The organism is Rhizobium rhododendri (assembly GCF_007000325.2).
In the GTDB taxonomy this organism is placed as follows: domain Bacteria; phylum Pseudomonadota; class Alphaproteobacteria; order Rhizobiales; family Rhizobiaceae; genus Rhizobium; species Rhizobium rhododendri.
In genome coordinates this window covers 108,631-126,349 of the sequence record NZ_CP117269.1, presented here as the reverse complement: position 1 = coordinate 126,349, position 17,719 = coordinate 108,631, and the positions used below count along the sequence as shown (strand labels likewise).

Annotated in this window: 19 protein-coding genes and 2 pseudogenes; 6 read left to right on the top strand and 15 right to left on the bottom strand. The window is 53.7% G+C overall.

What is annotated here, in order from left to right; translation table 11 throughout:
* Positions 1 to 62: 62 nt before the first annotated feature.
* From PR018_RS25480 to PR018_RS25470, 3 genes and pseudogenes are all read right to left on the bottom strand, one after another.
* Positions 63 to 1,277 (bottom strand): IS701 family transposase, encoded by a 1,215-nt coding sequence (locus PR018_RS25480; RefSeq protein WP_142832624.1) that lies wholly within the window; start codon positions 1,275 to 1,277, stop codon positions 63 to 65.
* Between the two features lie 263 nt (positions 1,278 to 1,540).
* Positions 1,541 to 1,876 (bottom strand): helix-turn-helix domain-containing protein, encoded by a 336-nt coding sequence (locus PR018_RS25475; RefSeq protein WP_279621507.1) that lies wholly within the window; start codon positions 1,874 to 1,876, stop codon positions 1,541 to 1,543.
* Positions 1,857 to 2,235: pseudogene (locus PR018_RS25470) on the bottom strand (type II toxin-antitoxin system RelE/ParE family toxin). The gene PR018_RS25475 and the pseudogene PR018_RS25470 overlap by 20 nt, the downstream one beginning before the upstream one ends.
* Before the next feature lie 427 nt (positions 2,236 to 2,662).
* On the opposite strand from PR018_RS25470, the gene PR018_RS25465 reads away from it, so the two are divergent.
* Positions 2,663 to 3,562, top strand: coding sequence for a HEPN domain-containing protein (locus PR018_RS25465; protein WP_279621516.1), 900 nt, complete (start codon positions 2,663 to 2,665; stop codon positions 3,560 to 3,562).
* 226 nt (positions 3,563 to 3,788) lie between these two features.
* Here the strand turns inward: PR018_RS25465 and PR018_RS28610 are convergent, their stop codons facing one another.
* Together PR018_RS28610 and PR018_RS25455 are read right to left on the bottom strand one after the other, a co-directional pair.
* Positions 3,789 to 4,040 carry a hypothetical protein gene (locus PR018_RS28610; RefSeq protein ID WP_161991049.1) on the bottom strand — a complete coding sequence of 84 codons (252 nt, stop codon included), beginning with the start codon at positions 4,038 to 4,040 and terminating at the stop codon, positions 3,789 to 3,791.
* Between the two features lie 34 nt (positions 4,041 to 4,074).
* On the bottom strand, positions 4,075 to 4,836 hold the full coding sequence (locus tag PR018_RS25455) for an EAL domain-containing protein (RefSeq protein WP_142832623.1): 762 nt from the start codon (positions 4,834 to 4,836) through the stop codon (positions 4,075 to 4,077).
* A gap of 177 nt (positions 4,837 to 5,013) precedes the next feature.
* Here PR018_RS25455 and PR018_RS25450 point away from each other — a divergent pair, with 177 nt between their 5' ends.
* Together PR018_RS25450 and PR018_RS25445 are read left to right on the top strand one after the other, a co-directional pair.
* Positions 5,014 to 6,228 (top strand): IS701 family transposase, encoded by a 1,215-nt coding sequence (locus tag PR018_RS25450; protein WP_142832624.1) that lies wholly within the window; start codon positions 5,014 to 5,016, stop codon positions 6,226 to 6,228.
* 230 nt (positions 6,229 to 6,458) lie between these two features.
* Positions 6,459 to 7,213, top strand: a protein-coding gene (locus PR018_RS25445) for an IS5 family transposase (RefSeq protein WP_279621506.1) whose coding sequence is annotated in 2 segments (ribosomal slippage) — positions 6,459 to 6,792 and positions 6,792 to 7,213 — 756 coding nt in all. Because the reading frame shifts where the segments join, the coding sequence is not laid out codon by codon here.
* Positions 7,214 to 7,354: 141 nt separating this feature from the next.
* Here PR018_RS25445 and PR018_RS25440 read toward each other — a convergent pair.
* From PR018_RS25440 to PR018_RS25420, 5 genes and pseudogenes are all read right to left on the bottom strand, one after another.
* Positions 7,355 to 8,127, bottom strand: a pseudogene (locus PR018_RS25440) (IS630 family transposase); the annotation flags it as partial.
* Positions 8,128 to 8,297: 170 nt separating this feature from the next.
* Positions 8,298 to 8,639 carry a hypothetical protein gene (locus PR018_RS25435; RefSeq protein WP_142832389.1) on the bottom strand — a complete coding sequence of 114 codons (342 nt, stop codon included), beginning with the start codon at positions 8,637 to 8,639 and terminating at the stop codon, positions 8,298 to 8,300.
* Entirely contained in the window at positions 8,626 to 9,117 is a 492-nt protein-coding gene (locus tag PR018_RS25430; protein ID WP_142832390.1) for a hypothetical protein, read from the bottom strand. The genes PR018_RS25435 and PR018_RS25430 overlap by 14 nt, the downstream gene beginning before the upstream one ends.
* A 347-nt stretch (positions 9,118 to 9,464) precedes the next feature.
* Complete coding sequence (locus PR018_RS25425; RefSeq protein WP_142832391.1) at positions 9,465 to 10,514, bottom strand: ATP-binding protein; 1,050 nt, start codon at positions 10,512 to 10,514, stop codon at positions 9,465 to 9,467.
* Between the two features lie 466 nt (positions 10,515 to 10,980).
* Positions 10,981 to 11,601: an outer membrane protein gene (locus tag PR018_RS25420; RefSeq protein WP_142832392.1), complete on the bottom strand. Its 621-nt coding sequence runs from the start codon at positions 11,599 to 11,601 to the stop codon at positions 10,981 to 10,983.
* A gap of 64 nt (positions 11,602 to 11,665) precedes the next feature.
* Between PR018_RS25420 and PR018_RS28605 the strand changes: the two genes are divergently transcribed.
* Together PR018_RS28605 and PR018_RS25410 are read left to right on the top strand one after the other, a co-directional pair.
* Complete coding sequence (locus tag PR018_RS28605) at positions 11,666 to 12,079, top strand: transposase (protein WP_142832393.1); 414 nt, start codon at positions 11,666 to 11,668, stop codon at positions 12,077 to 12,079.
* 411 nt (positions 12,080 to 12,490) lie between these two features.
* Positions 12,491 to 12,823 (top strand): transposase, encoded by a 333-nt coding sequence (locus tag PR018_RS25410; protein WP_142832407.1) that lies wholly within the window; start codon positions 12,491 to 12,493, stop codon positions 12,821 to 12,823.
* Positions 12,824 to 13,707: 884 nt separating this feature from the next.
* Here the strand turns inward: PR018_RS25410 and PR018_RS25405 are convergent.
* The 4 genes from PR018_RS25405 to PR018_RS25390 form a co-directional block, all read right to left on the bottom strand.
* Positions 13,708 to 14,154 (bottom strand): hypothetical protein, encoded by a 447-nt coding sequence (locus PR018_RS25405; protein ID WP_142832394.1) that lies wholly within the window; start codon positions 14,152 to 14,154, stop codon positions 13,708 to 13,710.
* Positions 14,155 to 14,250: 96 nt separating this feature from the next.
* A complete protein-coding gene (locus PR018_RS25400; protein ID WP_142832395.1) occupies positions 14,251 to 14,937 on the bottom strand; it encodes a hypothetical protein in 687 nt (228 codons plus the stop codon).
* Between the two features lie 164 nt (positions 14,938 to 15,101).
* Positions 15,102 to 15,473, bottom strand: coding sequence for a hypothetical protein (locus PR018_RS25395; protein WP_142832396.1), 372 nt, complete (start codon positions 15,471 to 15,473; stop codon positions 15,102 to 15,104).
* A gap of 269 nt (positions 15,474 to 15,742) precedes the next feature.
* Positions 15,743 to 15,931 carry a transposase gene (locus PR018_RS25390; protein WP_202617236.1) on the bottom strand — a complete coding sequence of 63 codons (189 nt, stop codon included), beginning with the start codon at positions 15,929 to 15,931 and terminating at the stop codon, positions 15,743 to 15,745.
* 197 nt (positions 15,932 to 16,128) lie between these two features.
* Here PR018_RS25390 and PR018_RS25385 point away from each other — a divergent pair, with 197 nt between their 5' ends.
* Positions 16,129 to 16,569 (top strand): Ros/MucR family transcriptional regulator, encoded by a 441-nt coding sequence (locus PR018_RS25385; RefSeq protein WP_142832397.1) that lies wholly within the window; start codon positions 16,129 to 16,131, stop codon positions 16,567 to 16,569.
* A 185-nt stretch (positions 16,570 to 16,754) separates the two neighbouring features.
* On the opposite strand, the gene PR018_RS25380 is transcribed toward PR018_RS25385, so the two are convergent.
* Positions 16,755 to 17,393, bottom strand: coding sequence for a hydrolase (locus PR018_RS25380; protein ID WP_142832398.1), 639 nt, complete (start codon positions 17,391 to 17,393; stop codon positions 16,755 to 16,757).
* Between the last annotated feature and the right edge of the window lie 326 nt (positions 17,394 to 17,719).

Genomic DNA, 17,719 nt, shown 5'->3' with positions numbered 1-17,719 from the left:
CTTTATACGCCGCTGGGCAAGCTTATTCGCAATGCGTCGGACCTCTTGGATGGACCAGCGGATCAGATCGTAATGGTCGGCATCCTCGGTCTTTTTTGGGGTGCCGCATTATTGGCGCGATATCGGATCACAGCCATCATTGCGAAGGCGAGCATGACGAGCGAGACATGGCGATGCCAGCCATGCCACGAGCGGGTCTCGTTATGATCGAGGCCGAGTTCGTTCTTGGCTGTCTCGAAGCTATCTTCGATTGCCCAACGGTGACCTTCGACGGATACGAGCGTCTGAATGCCTGTTCCGGCCGGGCACCAAGTCGTGAAGAATGCGAGGTCGCCATCGCTGATATTGCGCCGGATCAACAAGCCACGCGTCCAAAGCCCGGTTTGCGTATCACTGTATTCGTCGGCATCGATATCGGCCAGTTCGCAGTAGGCCCAGTCATGAAGCCGCGCGCCTTTTGTGCCATCGCCAGCGGAAAGGCGATGCCATGCAGCCGGATCGAGATCACGGGCAATCTCAAGAGCGGTTCCTGCGACGAAAGGCTTACCAGACCAAGCGCCAAAATGATGGTCGGATTTAACCCCAAGAACGTAACCTTTGCAGGCTCGGCGCAGCGCTCCTTCGACGTCTCCGACGCCATACACCGCATCTGCTGCCACCCATGAAAACGGCACTTTGGCTGTCAGCGCCCGCCGAATCATATCGACAGCGAGGGCAGGCTTGGTAGCGAAGGCTACAGCTTCAGGAACATGAGCGGCGGCAAGCCTTGCCGGATCGCTGGTCCAACTCTTTGGCAAGTACAAGGCTCGATCGATAAAGGCATGACCACGATCGGAAACATAGGCGGTGAACACACCGATTTGGCAGTTCGTTACCTTGCCCGCTGACCCTGTATATTGACGTGAAACACCGCAAGATGTCTTGCCCTGCTTGAGGAAGCCGGTCTCATCAATGACCAGGACCGCATCATCTGTGGCAAGGTGCTCCACAACATACTCGCGCACAATGTCGCGAAGTCCGTCTGCGTCCCAGCGTCCACGACCCAAGATGGCTTGCTGTCGCCACGGACCAGGATCGCCAGCCGCCTCAGCGCGCATCCAACCTGTCTTACGGCGCTCATCACCTAACAAGCCGTCCAGGAAAAGGTTCGCAGATGCTGCAACGCGCTCCTGCGTAAACAATCCGCGCATACGCGCCTTAACTTCACGCAGCGACGATGCCCAAAGTTCCAACGTTGTCTCGATCGATGCACCCATCATCCATGACCTCCGAATCATGGAGGCCTATAGATTCAGAACTTGTAAAAATACGCAACTGTAATGCTAGGGAATTTCCACGATCATGTCTCAATGCAGCGGGCTCAAAGGAGTTGTTGGAGCCGCAATCTACAGCGATGGGAAGCCCGTTCGCCTCCAGGTCTGGAGCCAGCAGCAAATGCGCTGACGGAAAGCTTGTAACGGTGACATTCCCTTGACCGGTTTGTCACCTGCCTGATCATCGGCAGCACCGCAGTTTTCCGCCCATTTTGACCGCTTGCGTCTCAAGCAACCGCGAGCGTCAGATGCCCGACTGGATCGGCAGTCGGCTTCACGGTAATTTCGATGTCATATCCAAGCCGGCTCAAACATTCCATAAGTTTGCGCTCCGACAGGTTTGCGAAATCGCCTCGAAGCAGCAAGGATACTTTCGGTTGCGGAAGTCCCATGCGATGGCCCGCCTGTTCTTGCGTCAAATCAAGTCGGCGCACCGCTTTCGCAATCTCGATGACAAGACCGGATTTTATTTTCAGCTTCTCAGCATCGGCAAGCCCCAGATCCGCAAATACATTGCCGGAACCGCTTTCGACCTCAATGCCATTAATGATGCGAGGTGCCATTGCTTATCTCCTTTGCAAGAATCTCCGCAACCTTGAGGCAGGCTCGGATGATATCCATATCCTCTTTCGGTGTAGCGATCCCGCTTTTGCTCTTTTTCTGAAAGCAATGAAGGACGAATACAGCCTCTTCAAACCTAACCGTGTAAACGGCGCGGTAGGTACCGCCTTCATCGTTCTAAACCACTTCCAGCACACCGGCTCCACCGAAGCCCTTCAGTACCCTGGGCGCATGGTGCTGGCCGCCGTGCTGGGGCAAAATGCAAGGCATAACCGAACTACTTGCGCACATCTGCTGGAAGTTTTAGCAGGTCTTTTCGGCTACTGCCTATCCATTCAAGCGGGCGTTCGTTTTGGTTCATATTCATTTTATATCTGAACTGGTATAACTTGCAACGGACCTATCTGGATATTTCATCATGCTTAAATCCGATCCTCCATCACGCGCGTTCTCTCTCGCTTCCGGATAATACGGTTCGGACAAACGTTCAGAGCCTCGGCCACAAGCCGATCCTGTGAAAACAGGCTGCCCTTGAATTCGCTTCTCAAGTTGAATTCTACTAAAACACTTCAGATGCGGGATTCGTGTCAAGGCTTGTGCCGAGTTCCTGAACATCGGTAAAACGCGATGGCGCGACCCTAATTGTCCCCACGGCTCATCACCGCGACGGGCGAATGGTCGCCTTCCAGAAGGCTGATCCTTACGCTTGCGTTTTTTCCGGCGGCGTCCCAGAATCGATCTGTCGTAAGTGCGACGTCCAAAGAAAATTTCATGAGGCCATTTTTTTGATCTTCCCCGAGCAACTTGATCATCTCCCCGACAGAAAACGCCGCGAGCTGTCTCAGGTCGTGAAGATCATATTTGAGGAGTTCGAGGACGCCCAGAAGACCAAGCTTTCCGAAAAAGCTCGGGCTGGACGGATCCTGAAGTTGATCCTGTTTGGCTCCTACGCTCGTGGTGACTGGGTCGAAGACCACGACAGTGGTTATCGCTCCGACTACGACCTTCTGGCCATCGTCAACACCAACAGATTTGCTGAGGAAAACGAAGTCTGGCTTAAGATAGACGAACACCTCACACAGGAATTTACCGTCACACAGCGCCTCCAGACGCCGGCTAAAGTCATCGTTCATAGCTTGCCGGACGTGAATGATAAACTTGCCCGCGGCCTGCCCTTCTTTGTCGACATCGCCCGTGATGGCATCATGCTATACGAAGCCCCGGGGCATCCGCTAACCGAGCCCAAGTCACTGGCGCCAGAAGCTGAGCGGCAAGAGGCGCAGCGGCATTTCGATCAGTGGTTTCCGGATGCAGTAGAATTTATCGCAATAGCGGAGTTTTGTCTCAGCCGGAAAAATTTCAAGCTTGCCGCGTTCAATTTGCATCAGGCGACCGAACGCTTTTATCACTGCGCGCTTCTCGTACTGACGCTTTACAGCCCGAAATCGCACCGCCTTAACATGCTCAGAACCCATGCCGAGCGCGTCGATCAACGCTTAATTGAGGCGTGGGCACGTGACACAAAGTTTGCGACGCGATCATTCACAAGGCTTGATCGTGCCTATGTGGATGCCCGTTATTCGGCTCACTACGAAATCACCAAGGAAGAACTCGATTGGCTTGTCGACCACATCAAGCAACTTCAGGACATCGTCGCAAAAATTTGCCCTGAGCGGCTCAATGGCTAACACTGGCGCCATCCCTAGCTTGAGAAGCGTCTTCTCCAGTTTAGCCCGAAGCGTTACGGATGGGTTCTGAGCGACGATCCGCTACATCCGCCCAGTCATTCCATCCCTCCCTCACCCGGTCCGATCACGTCTGGCGGCATTGGCCTTGGCGAGTGACATCAGCATCGGACCGATGGCGAACTCGCCGCGCTCCGTCCTACGGGTGAGGTCCCGCAGATAATCGGGGTCAACTCTGAAGTAGTATGTTGCAGCAGCTTGCACCCGTCGCGGTCTCAAGGAGTGCCATGTCTCGCTCCCAGCTGCGCAGTGATGGCCGCGCGCGGCCGCGCAGGGCACCTGTCTCGGCCGCAAGGAGCGTGTACATGTGGGCCGGGATGACGCGTGCCAGGTCTGGATCGGCGGCCAAACCCGCAACCATGTCGAAGGGACGCTGCTCGGCCTTTCCGATATCGAGTAGTGACGCAACCGCTTCTCGCAACAGCACTCGACTATGTTCGAAAACGTCCGTTTGCTCAAATCTGGCAGCTCTTGAGAGCTGGAATATCCTTCGCGACCGATTCAAACACGGGTTTCGAGAACAGATATCCTTGCATGAGTTCGACACCGAGGTCTTCCAGCGCGGATTTCTCCCCGCGAGTTTCAATCCCTTCGCATAGGGGAATGACGCCCATGTCCTTTAGCATGGTGACCGAATGGCGCACGATCGTTCGCTTGGCGGCATTCGTGTCGATATCGCGAATAAGCTCCATATCGAGCTTGACGATGTCCGGCTGAAACTTGGCGAGCAACCCAAGACCGGCGTAGCCAGCCCCGAAGTCATCGATCGCCGTCATGAAACCAATTTCTCGATAGGTTGCCAGGATCTTCAGGACGTGGTCGATGTCGAGCTTCTCCGTCTCTGTGAACTCGAAAATGATCCGGTCGGCTGGAAAGCCGGTTTTCGCGGCCGTTGCCAACGTTAGCCTAATGCAGGCACGCGGCTCATAAACGGCCTTCGGCATGAAATTGATGGCCAGCCGCGGTAGCTCGGCCGGCGGAAAGAGTTTCGATGCAAGCTCGATGGCTTTAACCCGACACTGCTGATCGAAGAGGTATCGGTTCTCAGCATCCACCGCTGACAAAATACTCATCGCCCCCTCCCCGTTAGCCCCACGGACAAGTGCCTCGTGTGCGTAGACGGTTTGGTCTGCGACGTTGACGATCGGTTGGAAGGCCATCGAAAATTGAAGCGGAAAGTCTTGGCCGTCTTTGCAGCCCCGACATTGCATGTTCATAGCGCGCTCCTCAGTTTCTCAAAGAATAGAGACGAGAGCTTAATATTGGCTGTAAGATCAGAGTTAGCGGGCAAACTTGCTGCATTTACCGTCATTTGGTAGAGTTTAAAACTTTTACGGTAGATTGTCTAGCATTACAGTTGCGTATTTTTACAAGTTCTGAATCTATAGGCCTCCATGATTCGGAGGTCATGGATGATGGGTGCATCGATCGAGACAACGTTGGAACTTTGGGCATCGTCGCTGCGTGAAGTTAAGGCGCGTATGCGCGGATTGTTTACGCAGGAGCGCGTTGCAGCATCTGCGAACCTTTTCCTGGACGGCTTGTTAGGTGATGAGCGCCGTAAGACAGGTTGGATGCGCGCTGAGGCGGCTGGCGATCCTGGTCCGTGGCGACAGCAAGCCATCTTGGGTCGTGGACGCTGGGACGCAGACGGACTTCGCGACATTGTGCGCGAGTATGTTGTGGAGCACCTTGCCACAGATGATGCGGTCCTGGTCATTGATGAGACCGGCTTCCTCAAGCAGGGCAAGACATCTTGCGGTGTTTCACGTCAATATACAGGGTCAGCGGGCAAGGTAACGAACTGCCAAATCGGTGTGTTCACCGCCTATGTTTCCGATCGTGGTCATGCCTTTATCGATCGAGCCTTGTACTTGCCAAAGAGTTGGACCAGCGATCCGGCAAGGCTTGCCGCCGCTCATGTTCCTGAAGCTGTAGCCTTCGCTACCAAGCCTGCCCTCGCTGTCGATATGATTCGGCGGGCGCTGACAGCCAAAGTGCCGTTTTCATGGGTGGCAGCAGATGCGGTGTATGGCGTCGGAGACGTCGAAGGAGCGCTGCGCCGAGCCTGCAAAGGTTACGTTCTTGGGGTTAAATCCGACCATCATTTTGGCGCTTGGTCTGGTAAGCCTTTCGTCGCAGGAACCGCTCTTGAGATTGCCCGTGATCTCGATCCGGCTGCATGGCATCGCCTTTCCGCTGGCGATGGCACAAAAGGCGCGCGGCTTCATGACTGGGCCTACTGCGAACTGGCCGATATCGATGCCGACGAATACAGTGATACGCAAACCGGGCTTTGGACGCGTGGCTTGTTGATCCGGCGCAATATCAGCGATGGCGACCTCGCATTCTTCACGACTTGGTGCCCGGCCGGAACAGGCATTCAGACGCTCGTATCCGTCGAAGGTCACCGTTGGGCAATCGAAGATAGCTTCGAGACAGCCAAGAACGAACTCGGCCTCGATCATAACGAGACCCGCTCGTGGCATGGCTGGCATCGCCATGTCTCGCTCGTCATGCTCGCCTTCGCAATGATGGCTGTGATCCGATATCGCGCCAATAATGCGGCACCCCAAAAAAGACCGAGGATGCCGACCATTACGATCTGATCCGCTGGTCCATCCAAGAGGTCCGACGCATTGCGAATAAGCTTGCCCAGCGGCGTATAAAGCCCGCCCACATCATCGCATGGTCATGTTGGAGACGAGCGCATCAAGCTGCCGCACGACGCGCTCATTTGAAACTAAAACTGCAACTGTAATGCTAGGCTCAGGACCTATTAAATAGCTTGCGGGGTTTCCTCGGTTCTGGTTCACTGGGATCGAACGGAGGGACCGCCATGAGTGATTTGATGTTTTTGTCAGACGCGCAAATGCGCCGTATCGAGCCTTATTTTCCGCTATCGCATGGCGTTCCGCGCGTGGATGACAGGCGTGTCTTGAGCGGCATCATCTTCGTTCTGCGCAATGGGTTGCGATGGCGTGACGCTCCCAAAGAGTATGGGCCGCACAAGACGATCTACAACCGCTTCATCCGGTGGAGCAGGCTCGGGGTGTTCAATCGCATACTGGCCGAACTGACAGCAAAGCGGGGCAAGCCTGAGCAATTGATGATCGACGCGACCCATTTGAAAGCCCATCGCACCGCAGCCAGCCTGCTAAAAAAGGGGATGTTCCCCGACGTATCGGACGCACCAAAGGCGGGTTGAACTCCAAGCTGCATGCTGTTTGCGATGGTCACGGTCGGCCACTGATCCTGCTTTTGAGCGAAGGGCAGATGAGCGACTACAAAGGTGCCGCGCGGATGCTGCATGCTTTTCCCAAGGCAAAGACGCTTCTTGCCGACAAGGGATATGACGCCGACTGGTTTCGAGACGCCTTGGCGCAACGCAAGATAACGGCCTGCATTCCATCACGGGCAAACCGCAAGGTGCCGATCCCGCACGATCCAGCGCTCTACAAAAAGCGGCACAAGATCGAAAACATGTTCGGCAGGCTCAAGGACTGGAGGCGAATTCACACCCGATACGACCGTTGCGCTCACACCTTCTTCTCAAGCATATGCATCGCGGCCGCCGTTATCTTCTGGCTCTGATTTAACGAGTCCTGAGCCTAAAGTCCTGATGCCGAAACATGATAAAAGCTTTCTATTTCTCAGGTTGGTACGGGCATTTCTGTATGCTAATCACAATCAACAGATCGGTGCAGTTAATGCGGTGAAGGGCATCTTCCACGGAAGAGCAAGGCTGATTTCGTCGAGATGCTGCTGCATGGCGTCTGTGTCGCAATAGGGAAGAACGAGACCTGCCCCCTTGCCTTTCTTGGGGCAGATTGCGCCGAAGATATACGCCCACATGGTGCGCTGATCGTGCGGTGCAGAAGGTCGGGTTCCCCGACGTGCCCAACGGCGCGTGATCTTGTTTTTCTGTCCTATGCGAGCTTCATCGGCCCTCCAGATTTCGAGATCCGTGCCGGGCGGGCATTTGGCCCGGATCTCTGCAAGCGCGGCTGCAAAGTCTTTTTAAAAGCGTCGCCCTCCAGCTCATTCTGCGCATAATGGCGGGGACGAGCAGAGATCTTGGCAAAGCCCAGAGCCTTCAACTCTCGTCCGACCGTCGTATCGTCCATGGAGACACGGAATTCTTCGAAGATCCACTGCGCCAGATCTCTGCGCCGCCATCGCACGACGCCATCGACGGCCGGAATCGGTCCCCGTTCCACGATCTTTGCTAATGCCTGCCGCTGGGTATCATTCAGTTTCGCCCGCCCACCTGGAGCCTTGCCGTTGATCAGCCCATCGGGGCCGCGGGCATTGAAACGCACCACCCAGTCGCGCACGATTTGGACCGTCACGCTGCCAAGCCGGGCCGCATCCGCGCGCGAGCCGCCATCATAGATCGAGGCCAGCGGCAATAGGCGTCGTGCCTGATTGGCATCCTTCGTCTGCCGCGCCAGTAGACGCAGACCCGTACCATCGAAATCCTGCCGCAACGAAAGCGCTGAACCCATTGCAAACCTCCTGTTTGCGCCATCGAGTCAGATTCGTCGACTTTTGGGAACCCCAACAGAGTCACACATCGCGCTCGTTGGTATAATCTATCTAACGATAAGCACGATGGTAATGTAGCAAGCGCGCGCGACAACCAGGAAAATAATGCCATGGGAACTAGCCCAGTCGCTTAGCGCCTCAAAGCGACGTGATTACGTATTTCGCCTATAACCGAGAGAACCACTTTCTTAAAGATGTTGCCAATCGAAATGAGGACGAAAAAGGCAGTGATAACTAACCCCGCGGTCGAAGCCGCGCCGATTGCCAATATCATGATGATGCAACCTCCACAAAGAAGCAGCTCCCGCTTCAAAGCTGCATTTTGAAACTCATCCACCGTGGACATCCAGAGACGAGGTTTCTCCCGAGCAATCGTAAACGGACTCTTCTCCGCTTCAAGCGATTGGTCTATTTTGCTGTTTGTATCACTGGCCTCATCTAGCCCAAGGCTCTTCTGCCTAACGACGTTCATTTTTAACAACTCGCATCGCAGGAAGCCGGTTGTTATAAAATGAAATGCTAGCATTCAACAACGTAGAGAAGAGCCCAACTTTTTGGCAGTGCTCTGAGGAAGGATTGTCATATTTGCTAAATCCGCGCGTTAGCCTCGGAACGTTCAAGATTCTGAGGCGCTCCATGAAAGCATTGCCATCAAATCGCCTTGGCCAAGCGGTGGAATCTGTTTGATCAATGTGGCCATCATAAAAAAACACTTCAAGGTTCAAGACGGGAATGAGCTTTATGTTTCGAACCGTAGCGATACCTGGCCGGGTTGTTACTGCCAGGGTATAAGTTCCTGAGCGGAGTGCATCGAACAATGCAGGGACAGTGTAGACAGCGACTGCTGTATATCCATGCTTCTCAAGCTGCGAGATCACCACATCAGCTGCGCGCTTTGTAAGAAAGACGAGGATTGGGCTGCGGTGCTCAATTTCGGACTGCTGCGTCACAATAATTACTCCTGGTTATAAACAGAACTACCTCATGTCTTTGCAGCAGTGTGTGTAGAAATATTCGATTTTGTTGCAGCTCTATCACCTTTAAAAGGGATCGTATCGATCTCTGCAGGCAACTCCTCGATCAACCATCACTAGTAGAGGGGGTACCGCAGGCCGGCGAGTCACATCACGGGAAGACCTGAGAATACCCCGACTGCCAGCGCCCATGCGTAGCTTAACGCCTTCGAGATCCAGACGTCCGAAACGAGGCTTACAATTTTTAAGATATTTACCGTCGTTTTCCACGGCTCGACAGCAATCTTCGTGCGAAAGCACAAAGCTGCACGCAAAATTGGTCGTCACAAAAACCTTTCTCCCGGGCGCTCCATCGCTATCACCAACTTATAATACAAGTCATCCACGATCTTCCGCTGAGCGATCCCAAGCGAAGCGTAGTGGTCCAGTCCAGGCGCAGAATTGATTTCAATAATCCGGTGCGGACTAGCCGACGGGGTGTCTTCGATCAACCCGTCGATCATCAAATCGACACCCGCCAAACGGAGGCCCATATCCCTCGAAACATCCCTTGCGAGTCTCGTGAAACCCTCACTTATTCGGTCGGTGACGTCAATCGCTGTACCTCCTGACGAAAGGTTAGCATTTTCTAACATCTTCAGTGATTTGCCACTCTCAAGGACGCTTTCAAATGTTAGCCCCTCTGCTTCCAAAGTGCGCCTGATCCGAAAGTCCGCTAAATCAATGGTTTCGCCACGGCCGTTCCGGCGGAACTCTTGCTGAACGCCATCGACTAGTTCACGAAGTGACAACTGGCCGTCCCCTGTGACTGTTAACGGGAGGCGATGGTATGCTGAGATGACTTTGCCGTCCAGCACGACTACGCGGTAGTCATTGCCGACGGCCGGGCGTTCGACGAGGATAACCTTATCCTCTTGCAAAGCGATCCTTGCAGATTCGTTAAACTCGCCTTCATTGCGGACCAAGCTTACGCCCACCCCCCGACTCTTACTGTTTGGCTTAACGAAGACGGGGAATCCAATCTGCCGGGCGTATGCTAATGCTGCGATATATCCCCGGTCCGAAGCCTTCACTTTCCTAGCCCACGTCTCTGAAAAGAAGCTTTCCCCCTCGGTAGCCGGATAACCCATAGAGTGAAGAAAGAATCGCGAATATTGCTTGTCACGAGCAATTGACGATGCGCCCATAGTGTTTAGATCGAACGTCGACGTCCGAAAATAGCGACGAACTCCGCTTTTGTAGGTTATCTGCCCGACGCAATTCCACGTCTCTTCGACCAGGATTTTTGCATCAATTTGCACGCACACCCTTTTAAGAGTGTCAACGATAGACGAACTAACGTGCATCGTGTCACACTTTTCGATCTTCGACATTCTCAAACTCCTATTGGTTGGCGGCGCCACGACGCGCGAGATCCGGTAGGATTTGCGAAACCCTGTTCTGGCTTTGATCGTAAGCGCCAGGCCGGCAGTAAATTCCGCCTACCACAACAAATCATTTGCAATACCATTGTAATGAAATATCATTACACTGACAAGCACCGCCCCGACGAGCAGAAGTTCTTCTATGCACCTACGCGCGAGGTGATTCAGCGGCCTTCCGCGTACGGATACCCCCTATCTCTCTCGCGTCGCCGGTGGAAGGAGAAATAGGGGTATCCCAATGTTCATGCCGACACCCGCAGTTAAGTCGCTTGGCGGCTTTTTCTCCGCGAGATTGACAATAACCCGATGGCGGCTTGAGTTCGTCCGCCTGGCAATATGAACAGGCGTCGTAGGTTTGGCCGCTTCTCATCGCCTTGCTGGTGTACGAGCTCATGAATGCTCAGTCCCGATCGGATTAGAACTTGTAGCTCGCGCCGATGAGGACTTTATTTTGCGTAGCGCTGAAGTCGCCGATGCTGGACCCAAAATCTTTCTTGCCAAAATCAGAGTATCGGTACTCGCCACGAACGAGAATGTTATCTGTTAAAGCGTGTTCGAGGCCACCGCCTGCCGTCCACCCGATAAGAATATCGTCCTTCTTTCCAGCCGCTGGCACCTCAACCTTGCCACTGGCTGCGGCGATGCCCGCGGTGGCGAAGACCAAGGTACGATCGAAAGCAAAGCCAACGCGGCCCCGTCCGGATGCGTCCCACTCCAAATCTGTTCCCTTGTTCTTTTCAAAATTGTAGTTGAAGTCGTTTTCGATACCGTAGACGATGTTGCCGGATTGAAAGTTGTATCCGGCATGTACGCCTGCCGAACCGCTGTCTAGTTTTTGCGCCTCACCGAACAATTTGGCGTCATTCCAGTTGTAGCCGCCCTGCCCACCGATGTAAAATCCGGACCAGTCGTAGTCAGAACTTACCGTTGCTTCGGGCTGAGGGGCGGCCTGCTCCACCATATCAGCCGCGCAAACCGGCGCCGCGATGGCCGACCCAGCTGCTAGGGTAGCTATCATTACAAATTTGATATGCATAAAATACCTCGTTTTTCTCCAAGTGGAACCGCTTGAGAAGTGATCGGCGGCCTCAATCGCTACTATGCCGCAACGCGATATTGCGGAGTGTTTTTTCATGTTGAGATATGTTGCGCTTATCGTATGTGCCGTCTTCATCCCATTGAAACAGGATATTTTGAAATGGGCGATGGCCAGGCAGATCGAAGACCTCCTATGCGACCTTAACAGCGACCTAGCTTATTCGACGCGGGAGGAATGTCTGGAGTTGCTTAAACAGATTGCCGAAACGACGGTTCGCATCGATGCCCGTACAGCGAAAATCAAAGCTCAGTCGACTGACAATGACACGGCGCGGCGGATGCAGACGATGCCAGGAATTGGACCAATGACAGCCCTGGCCGTTGAAGCATTTGCGCCTCCTATGAACTGTTTCTGGCGCGGTCGCGACTTCGCAGTCTGGCTCGGGCTCGGCCACGGCAATTTTCGACAGGCATAAAGGAGCGGCTCGGCCGCCTGTCGACTGATGATTATTGGTGCGATGTCGCGTCTGAAATGGATGGGCCGGAAGTTCGTTCCGCAACGCTCGTGGCTAGAACGCATGGCGGCGCAAAAGCCGAAAATGCTCGTGGCGATCGCATTCGCGAACAAGATGGCGCGAGTGATATGGGCGATGTTGACGAAGACTGAGGATTATCGACATTCAACGCACGCGTTCGTTGCATGCACGACTTGCAGCACAGACTATCCAAGGCCGGATAAAGGGGGCGTGAGAAGGCGACGATCCGAATGGGCGAACTGATCGGGGTGAAGGAAGCCAGTAGATCGCTTTGAGCTTTGGAGCTCGAATGCAAGATCCGGACCTGATCCGCAGATCACCATAACGGACAGCGGCTTCTGAACATGCCGCATTCGCAGGCCTCACAGAAGACCGCACTCGATCATATGCGCATCCGATCAAAAACGTTGCATTCCGGGTGTCAACCAAAGAAGTGATCTGACAGACAGGGGGTGGTCGCTGATTGCTCCGTTTATTCCCACGCCCTGCCGGTTCAGTCGACCGCGCAAGACGGAATTGCGCGAGGTTTTAAATGCATTGCTTTTATATCGCGTCGAGCTGATGCCAATGCCGTATGCTACCAATGGATTTCCACCCTATTCAGCCGTACACAGTTATTTCTACGATTGGTGCGCGACGGGCTTGTGGCAGCGGATCAAGCATCATCTCGTTATGGGGACGTGAGAGCTGTAGGGAAAGGGAAGCCTCGCCGATCGACAGTCGAAGCGTCAAAACGACCGAAAGCGGCGGGATTGTATTGGCAAAGTCCTTTCGTATTTAAAAGCGACGTTGTATTTTAAATGCAACCTTGCATATGGAGTCAGAAATCTGTTTCTCCTTTCTCCCCTCCCTGCCCAACAGCGACTCTCGCGACTAGACGCCTCATACCTTCATCCCACAACAGGCGCGTGCCCACTTTCCGATTAATCGGCTCGGAAGCTGGGGGAGAACAGCATAGTCCCTTTCACCGAAAGATGCGGCAAGAGTGGGCAGTGCCGCTGTTCTAGTCATAGCGGCAGAATAGCGACGATGGTGCGCTTCGGCAAAAGCGGTGATGGTCACTGGCCTGTCGATCGTCCGCATCTTGCCGACGAGTAATCTCGTCGCGGCGCGCTTCCTGACGCTGCCAGGCCTCACGAGCACGATCACGGCTCGCCGGTGTGCCGTTGAAATCTCGGTAATAAATTGAGGGTTGTCCATAGCCGTCTTCGTCGCTGACGCAACCAGCTAGCAGTGGCGTTGTAAGCAGCAAGGTTAAGAATAGGCCATTGTGATAATTTGACATATGCTTCTCTTCTAGGGATATGTTGTTTGGGAAATGTGGTAGTAGCTTTGGATCGCGTCGAGATGAATGCACAGCGTGTGGTCGCGTGACCGAGCAGGCCAGCATTCCGCGCGCGAGCGTCCTGCTATGGGAACGCGTGCCGCTCTGAAGCAGCCGAAAAGCCTATTTGGGAAAGCCATTATGCAAGGCTTCTCCTACATTGAGCCGCTTTAATCCACGGATACCAAACGGCCCTGATAGATGTGATGGAGATCGTGGCCGACGGGCGGCAGGCCATCCGCTTTCACTTGAGAGCTGGGGGATGCGCGCGACCAAAAATAATCAACTTCAGTGCCTTCAGCAGCCGTCCGAGCGGATGGCCCGAGACATTCTTGTGTGTCACGTCGCAGACGGCACCGTGGCGTTGTCCGTCAGCGTCGACCAGTAGACTTATTCGGTTCAAGAAACCGGCTTGGTCGAACGTCGATCTCTGATTGGACAAGACGAAATAAACATTGGCATCCATTACCCTTATCGAGCCGATCGCGAGGACGAGGGCTATAGACGTGTCCGAAGTGACCACAGCTGCGCATTGGCCCGACCGAATAGCGTCGAAAAGCTCTGGTACAGACCATACTTCCGCAACGTGGAATCCATTCGTTACTAGCGTCGAAACCACAACCCCTGACCTGCTTTCTGGCAAGAACACGATAACCGGGCGGCGGCGCTTTAATTTGAAGGCTTTCGCCATGCGATACTCCTAACTGCATGTTCTGAAGAAGGCCGTTTGCTCTTGCGGCGTGTTCGAATGCATGCGCTGTGTTGGGCGGCGCCGATCAACGCCAATTCAATTCAAACCGGCCATCTTTCCCAGAGCATCTCGACCCACTCTAAGGGCCGTAAGAGGCGCGACAGCGGTTTGAACCAGAACGAAACGAGCATCATCAAAGACCGCAGATGGCATGGGTTGTTTTTCCTCGGTCTGAGTGTTTATCGTGACGGCGACTGGGTTCTTCTTTGAAGACGAGGAGCTCGAGATCAATGGATGCTGGGCCTCGCACCGCGGCTTGCATTGATCGAAGCGAGCCACGCCTGCCGTTAACTCTGCTTTTGAACCTGTCGCGCCGCCTGCCCCGGCCGCGCGTTTTACTGCCGGAACGGGACGCCGAGTTGGGATAGCAACGACGGGAAGAGATGCAAGTTCGGACTTGATTTCTCCAGACGAGGCGGGCGCCACATCGACGGCCCCCTGTAGTTTCGTTGAACCGACCGTGACAACGGATGTCGTTGCTGGCATCGCTAGCTTTTCGTCATTTAAGGTAACAGCAGGAGTGGAGATCGGCTGGGCATAGAGAAACGCGCAGAGCAGGCATGCAAATGTCCCGGCCGCCAGAACCCGGCGGCGATTTGACCGCGGCCTGAAATTGATAACGTCAATCTCGTGACGGTGCTGCCACAACCTACGGGCGCGGATGACTTCACCAGTTGGGACGTTGGAGGCCAACAGCAAGTCGCCATTAAGATGATTAGGCATGTCATTTCCTTTCTCGAAGGGAGGTGGGACTTCTGATACAATGTGAAGAGTCGCGGCACCCAAACTGTGCTGCTTTGCGGCACAAATGTTGCCTCTGGCTTCACGCTGAATGGTTTTTAGATGACCGCAGATCAAATCATGAACCCCAGAGTTGATCGCCGACCTCAACGCCGATCATGCACTACACCCATGATGTCGCCGCTGCGCGACACGCTCACGAGCAGATCATCGCCACCGCGCGAAGCTTGTACAAGATACCGCATCCCTACATCTTCGACGTTTCTGACACTATAGCCGCGAGCCTCAAGCAATCGAATGACATCCTGGGGCCCGAAACTCGTCCGGCGTTCTTGCCATCTATTTCTCGTGTCGTGCTCGTGGTTCCAGGTCCTAAGAAACCTGTACTCGGTTTCGCCCTCATCCGAGTTGGGATCGGCATAAGGATCGTTGTTGATGACCACCTGCGAGAGGGCGGGAGCGACCCCGGCAACTGTGATGAATGCGGCCATACTAAGCGCAGAGACTATGCTTTTCATTGACGTCCTCCTTTGGTCTGGTGATGCTTTAAGCATCTGAGCGTCACTCGGATTGTACTTCGTGCCGTCCGAGCTTGAAGCTGCCAAACACGCACAATGTTCAAATTCGGTAAGTGTCGCGATGGGGTCGAAACCTTCAATGCACGACGTCATCTTTATGCGCCCCTTCGCTATTGCGGTGTGTCCTTTGATATTGAGAAATGTTGCAGGCTCGATCAAAACCTTCGAAGGGTGTGAAGTTTTCGGTATTCTTTTTGCATCTCTGCAAATCATGCGACAAAGGCGATAGCGTCGCGCCGAGCGTTGCGTGCTCGACCGATGCGCTGGTCTCTATCGACATTGCTACTTTGGTGCGGCATGGGCGCGAGGCCGACATAACTTGCCAACTGTTTTGTGTTTCCAGGTGCAGTTGGCCAATGCCACTTAGCAAGCAGATAACCAACCACATCAACCGGCATTTTTGTGATCTTGATGCTCTAACGTTCAAGCTATCTATAATTGGCGGCAACCGGTGGAAACACTAAAATCGGTTGCGTACCACAATGTGATGTTATAACATTGTGGTGGTTAAGTGATGCGCTCTAAGATTTGTCGGCTATAGGCCGTGGTGCCCTAGCGAGTTGGATTCTTCGTACAACCATTAACAAGGACTAAAATGACTACCCAAGTTGATGAGATCTCGATTACTTTGACCGCAGAGCTCACCGCCGACATCGTTTCAGCCTATGTTGGGAACCACGTTGTTCCCGTCGGCGAGCTTTCAAAGCTAATAAAGGATATTCATTTCGCGCTCCGTCGCGCCAGCGGTGAGCTGCCAAAGCAAGTTACTCCAATCAAGCTGGTACTGCCAGTCACGATCAAAAAGTCAATTCAAAACAACTTTCTAATCTGCCTTGAAGATGGGCAGAAATTCAAATCGTTGAAGCGCCATCTGATGACGCATTACAAAATGAGCCCCGATCAATACAGACAAAAATGGGGGTTACCGGCCGACTATCCCATGGTCGCCCCTGCTTACTCTGAAGCAAGATCTCGCCTCGCTAAAGAGATGGGATTTGGCCACCGTCTGACAAAACGAGGTAATTTTTCAAATTAGATGACCCCTGCCGCTTTTATAGAAATAACATTGACGAGGACATTAGATGGAAAATGAAAAAAACGATCCTCTGGAACGGTGGTCTCTCAAGGAGCCAACAGATCTCCGCGTAGTTCACTCGTTGCTTGCATACCTTGAAACTGTGCGGTGACAGCGATTCTGTCGCCGCATAATCCATTTCATCGTCATTCAGAATGATCAGCTGCTGTCTCTGGGTTGAAGCCGTCGGAGTTAGCGAAGACGTCCATGAAGCCCGGTACCGTTGCCTCGCGCGACCAGTCACGTTGGAGTTCGCAATACATCTGGACGCGGCTGATTAGCTTAGCGCCAGCCTGTTCGACACGACGCAGTGCCGCCTCGTGCGCGGCGAGCGAGGTGCCGCCGACAGCATCGACCGGCACATAAACTTCATAGCCTTCCTGTAGAGCGTCGAGTGCAGGGAACGCCAGGCAAGCTTCTGTCCAAAGCGCCGTCATTATAAGCTTCTTGCGGCCGATCGCCTTTACGGCTTGCTTGAACTCCGTGTCTTCCCAACTGTTGATCGAAGTGCGGTCGTAGGTCGGCAGGTGGCCAAGAACGTCTTGCAATTGCTGAATTGGCGGCTTGTTGCGTCCCGACACGACGTTAACGGTCGAGTGGATAATCGGTAGGTTGTAATTCACAGCGGCTTTGGCAGTGCTCACAATGTTGAAAACCAATTCGTCGCGTGACATTGAGCGGATCGACGAGACTTGGATCGGCTGGTAGTCGATAATGATAAATGCCGCATTCTCCGGGGTGAGGAGATGATCAGTCTTGGCATTGCGTATTGCTTCACTAGTCATGAAAAATTTCCTTTATTAGATATTTCGCTGAAGTCGGGCCAGGGCCCTTTATCGATTGGAAGGGTAAGCTAACGCTTTTTCACAGAGAAAAGGTAGCCGGCGCATAGCTCAAGTAGGTCTCAATAATACAATTCCTGTTGCAGTGAGGCCGGTTGTTAAATCTTGGGCGGTTCGGATTGAACGACCACTTGACAGGTTCAATATCTTAATTCCTCCATCCTGAACTTGCGATCAAAAGAGCACTGTCTTAACCTTGCTTGGCTTTTGTCCGTCTCGAACGGTTACTCCGTCAGCACCACAATCGCGGTCGAATGGCCTGCTGGCAG

Excerpts from the sequence above, each read along its gene's own strand:
- PR018_RS25480 (WP_142832624.1), bottom strand. The coding sequence starts at position 1,277 with ATGATTCGGAGGTCATGGATGATGGGTGCATCGATCGAGACAACGTTG.
- PR018_RS25475 (WP_279621507.1), bottom strand. The coding sequence starts at position 1,876 with ATGGCACCTCGCATCATTAATGGCATTGAGGTCGAAAGCGGTTCCGGC.
- PR018_RS25455 (WP_142832623.1), bottom strand. The coding sequence starts at position 4,836 with ATGAACATGCAATGTCGGGGCTGCAAAGACGGCCAAGACTTTCCGCTT.
- PR018_RS25450 (WP_142832624.1), top strand. The coding sequence starts at position 5,014 with ATGATTCGGAGGTCATGGATGATGGGTGCATCGATCGAGACAACGTTG.
- PR018_RS25435 (WP_142832389.1), bottom strand. The coding sequence starts at position 8,639 with ATGAACGTCGTTAGGCAGAAGAGCCTTGGGCTAGATGAGGCCAGTGAT.
- PR018_RS25425 (WP_142832391.1), bottom strand. The coding sequence starts at position 10,514 with ATGTCGAAGATCGAAAAGTGTGACACGATGCACGTTAGTTCGTCTATC.
- PR018_RS25420 (WP_142832392.1), bottom strand. The coding sequence starts at position 11,601 with ATGCATATCAAATTTGTAATGATAGCTACCCTAGCAGCTGGGTCGGCC.
- PR018_RS28605 (WP_142832393.1), top strand. The coding sequence starts at position 11,666 with ATGCCGCAACGCGATATTGCGGAGTGTTTTTTCATGTTGAGATATGTT.
- PR018_RS25405 (WP_142832394.1), bottom strand. The coding sequence starts at position 14,154 with ATGGCGAAAGCCTTCAAATTAAAGCGCCGCCGCCCGGTTATCGTGTTC.
- PR018_RS25400 (WP_142832395.1), bottom strand. The coding sequence starts at position 14,937 with ATGCCTAATCATCTTAATGGCGACTTGCTGTTGGCCTCCAACGTCCCA.
- PR018_RS25395 (WP_142832396.1), bottom strand. The coding sequence starts at position 15,473 with ATGAAAAGCATAGTCTCTGCGCTTAGTATGGCCGCATTCATCACAGTT.
- PR018_RS25390 (WP_202617236.1), bottom strand. The coding sequence starts at position 15,931 with ATGCCGGTTGATGTGGTTGGTTATCTGCTTGCTAAGTGGCATTGGCCA.
- PR018_RS25385 (WP_142832397.1), top strand. The coding sequence starts at position 16,129 with ATGACTACCCAAGTTGATGAGATCTCGATTACTTTGACCGCAGAGCTC.
- PR018_RS25380 (WP_142832398.1), bottom strand. The coding sequence starts at position 17,393 with ATGACTAGTGAAGCAATACGCAATGCCAAGACTGATCATCTCCTCACC.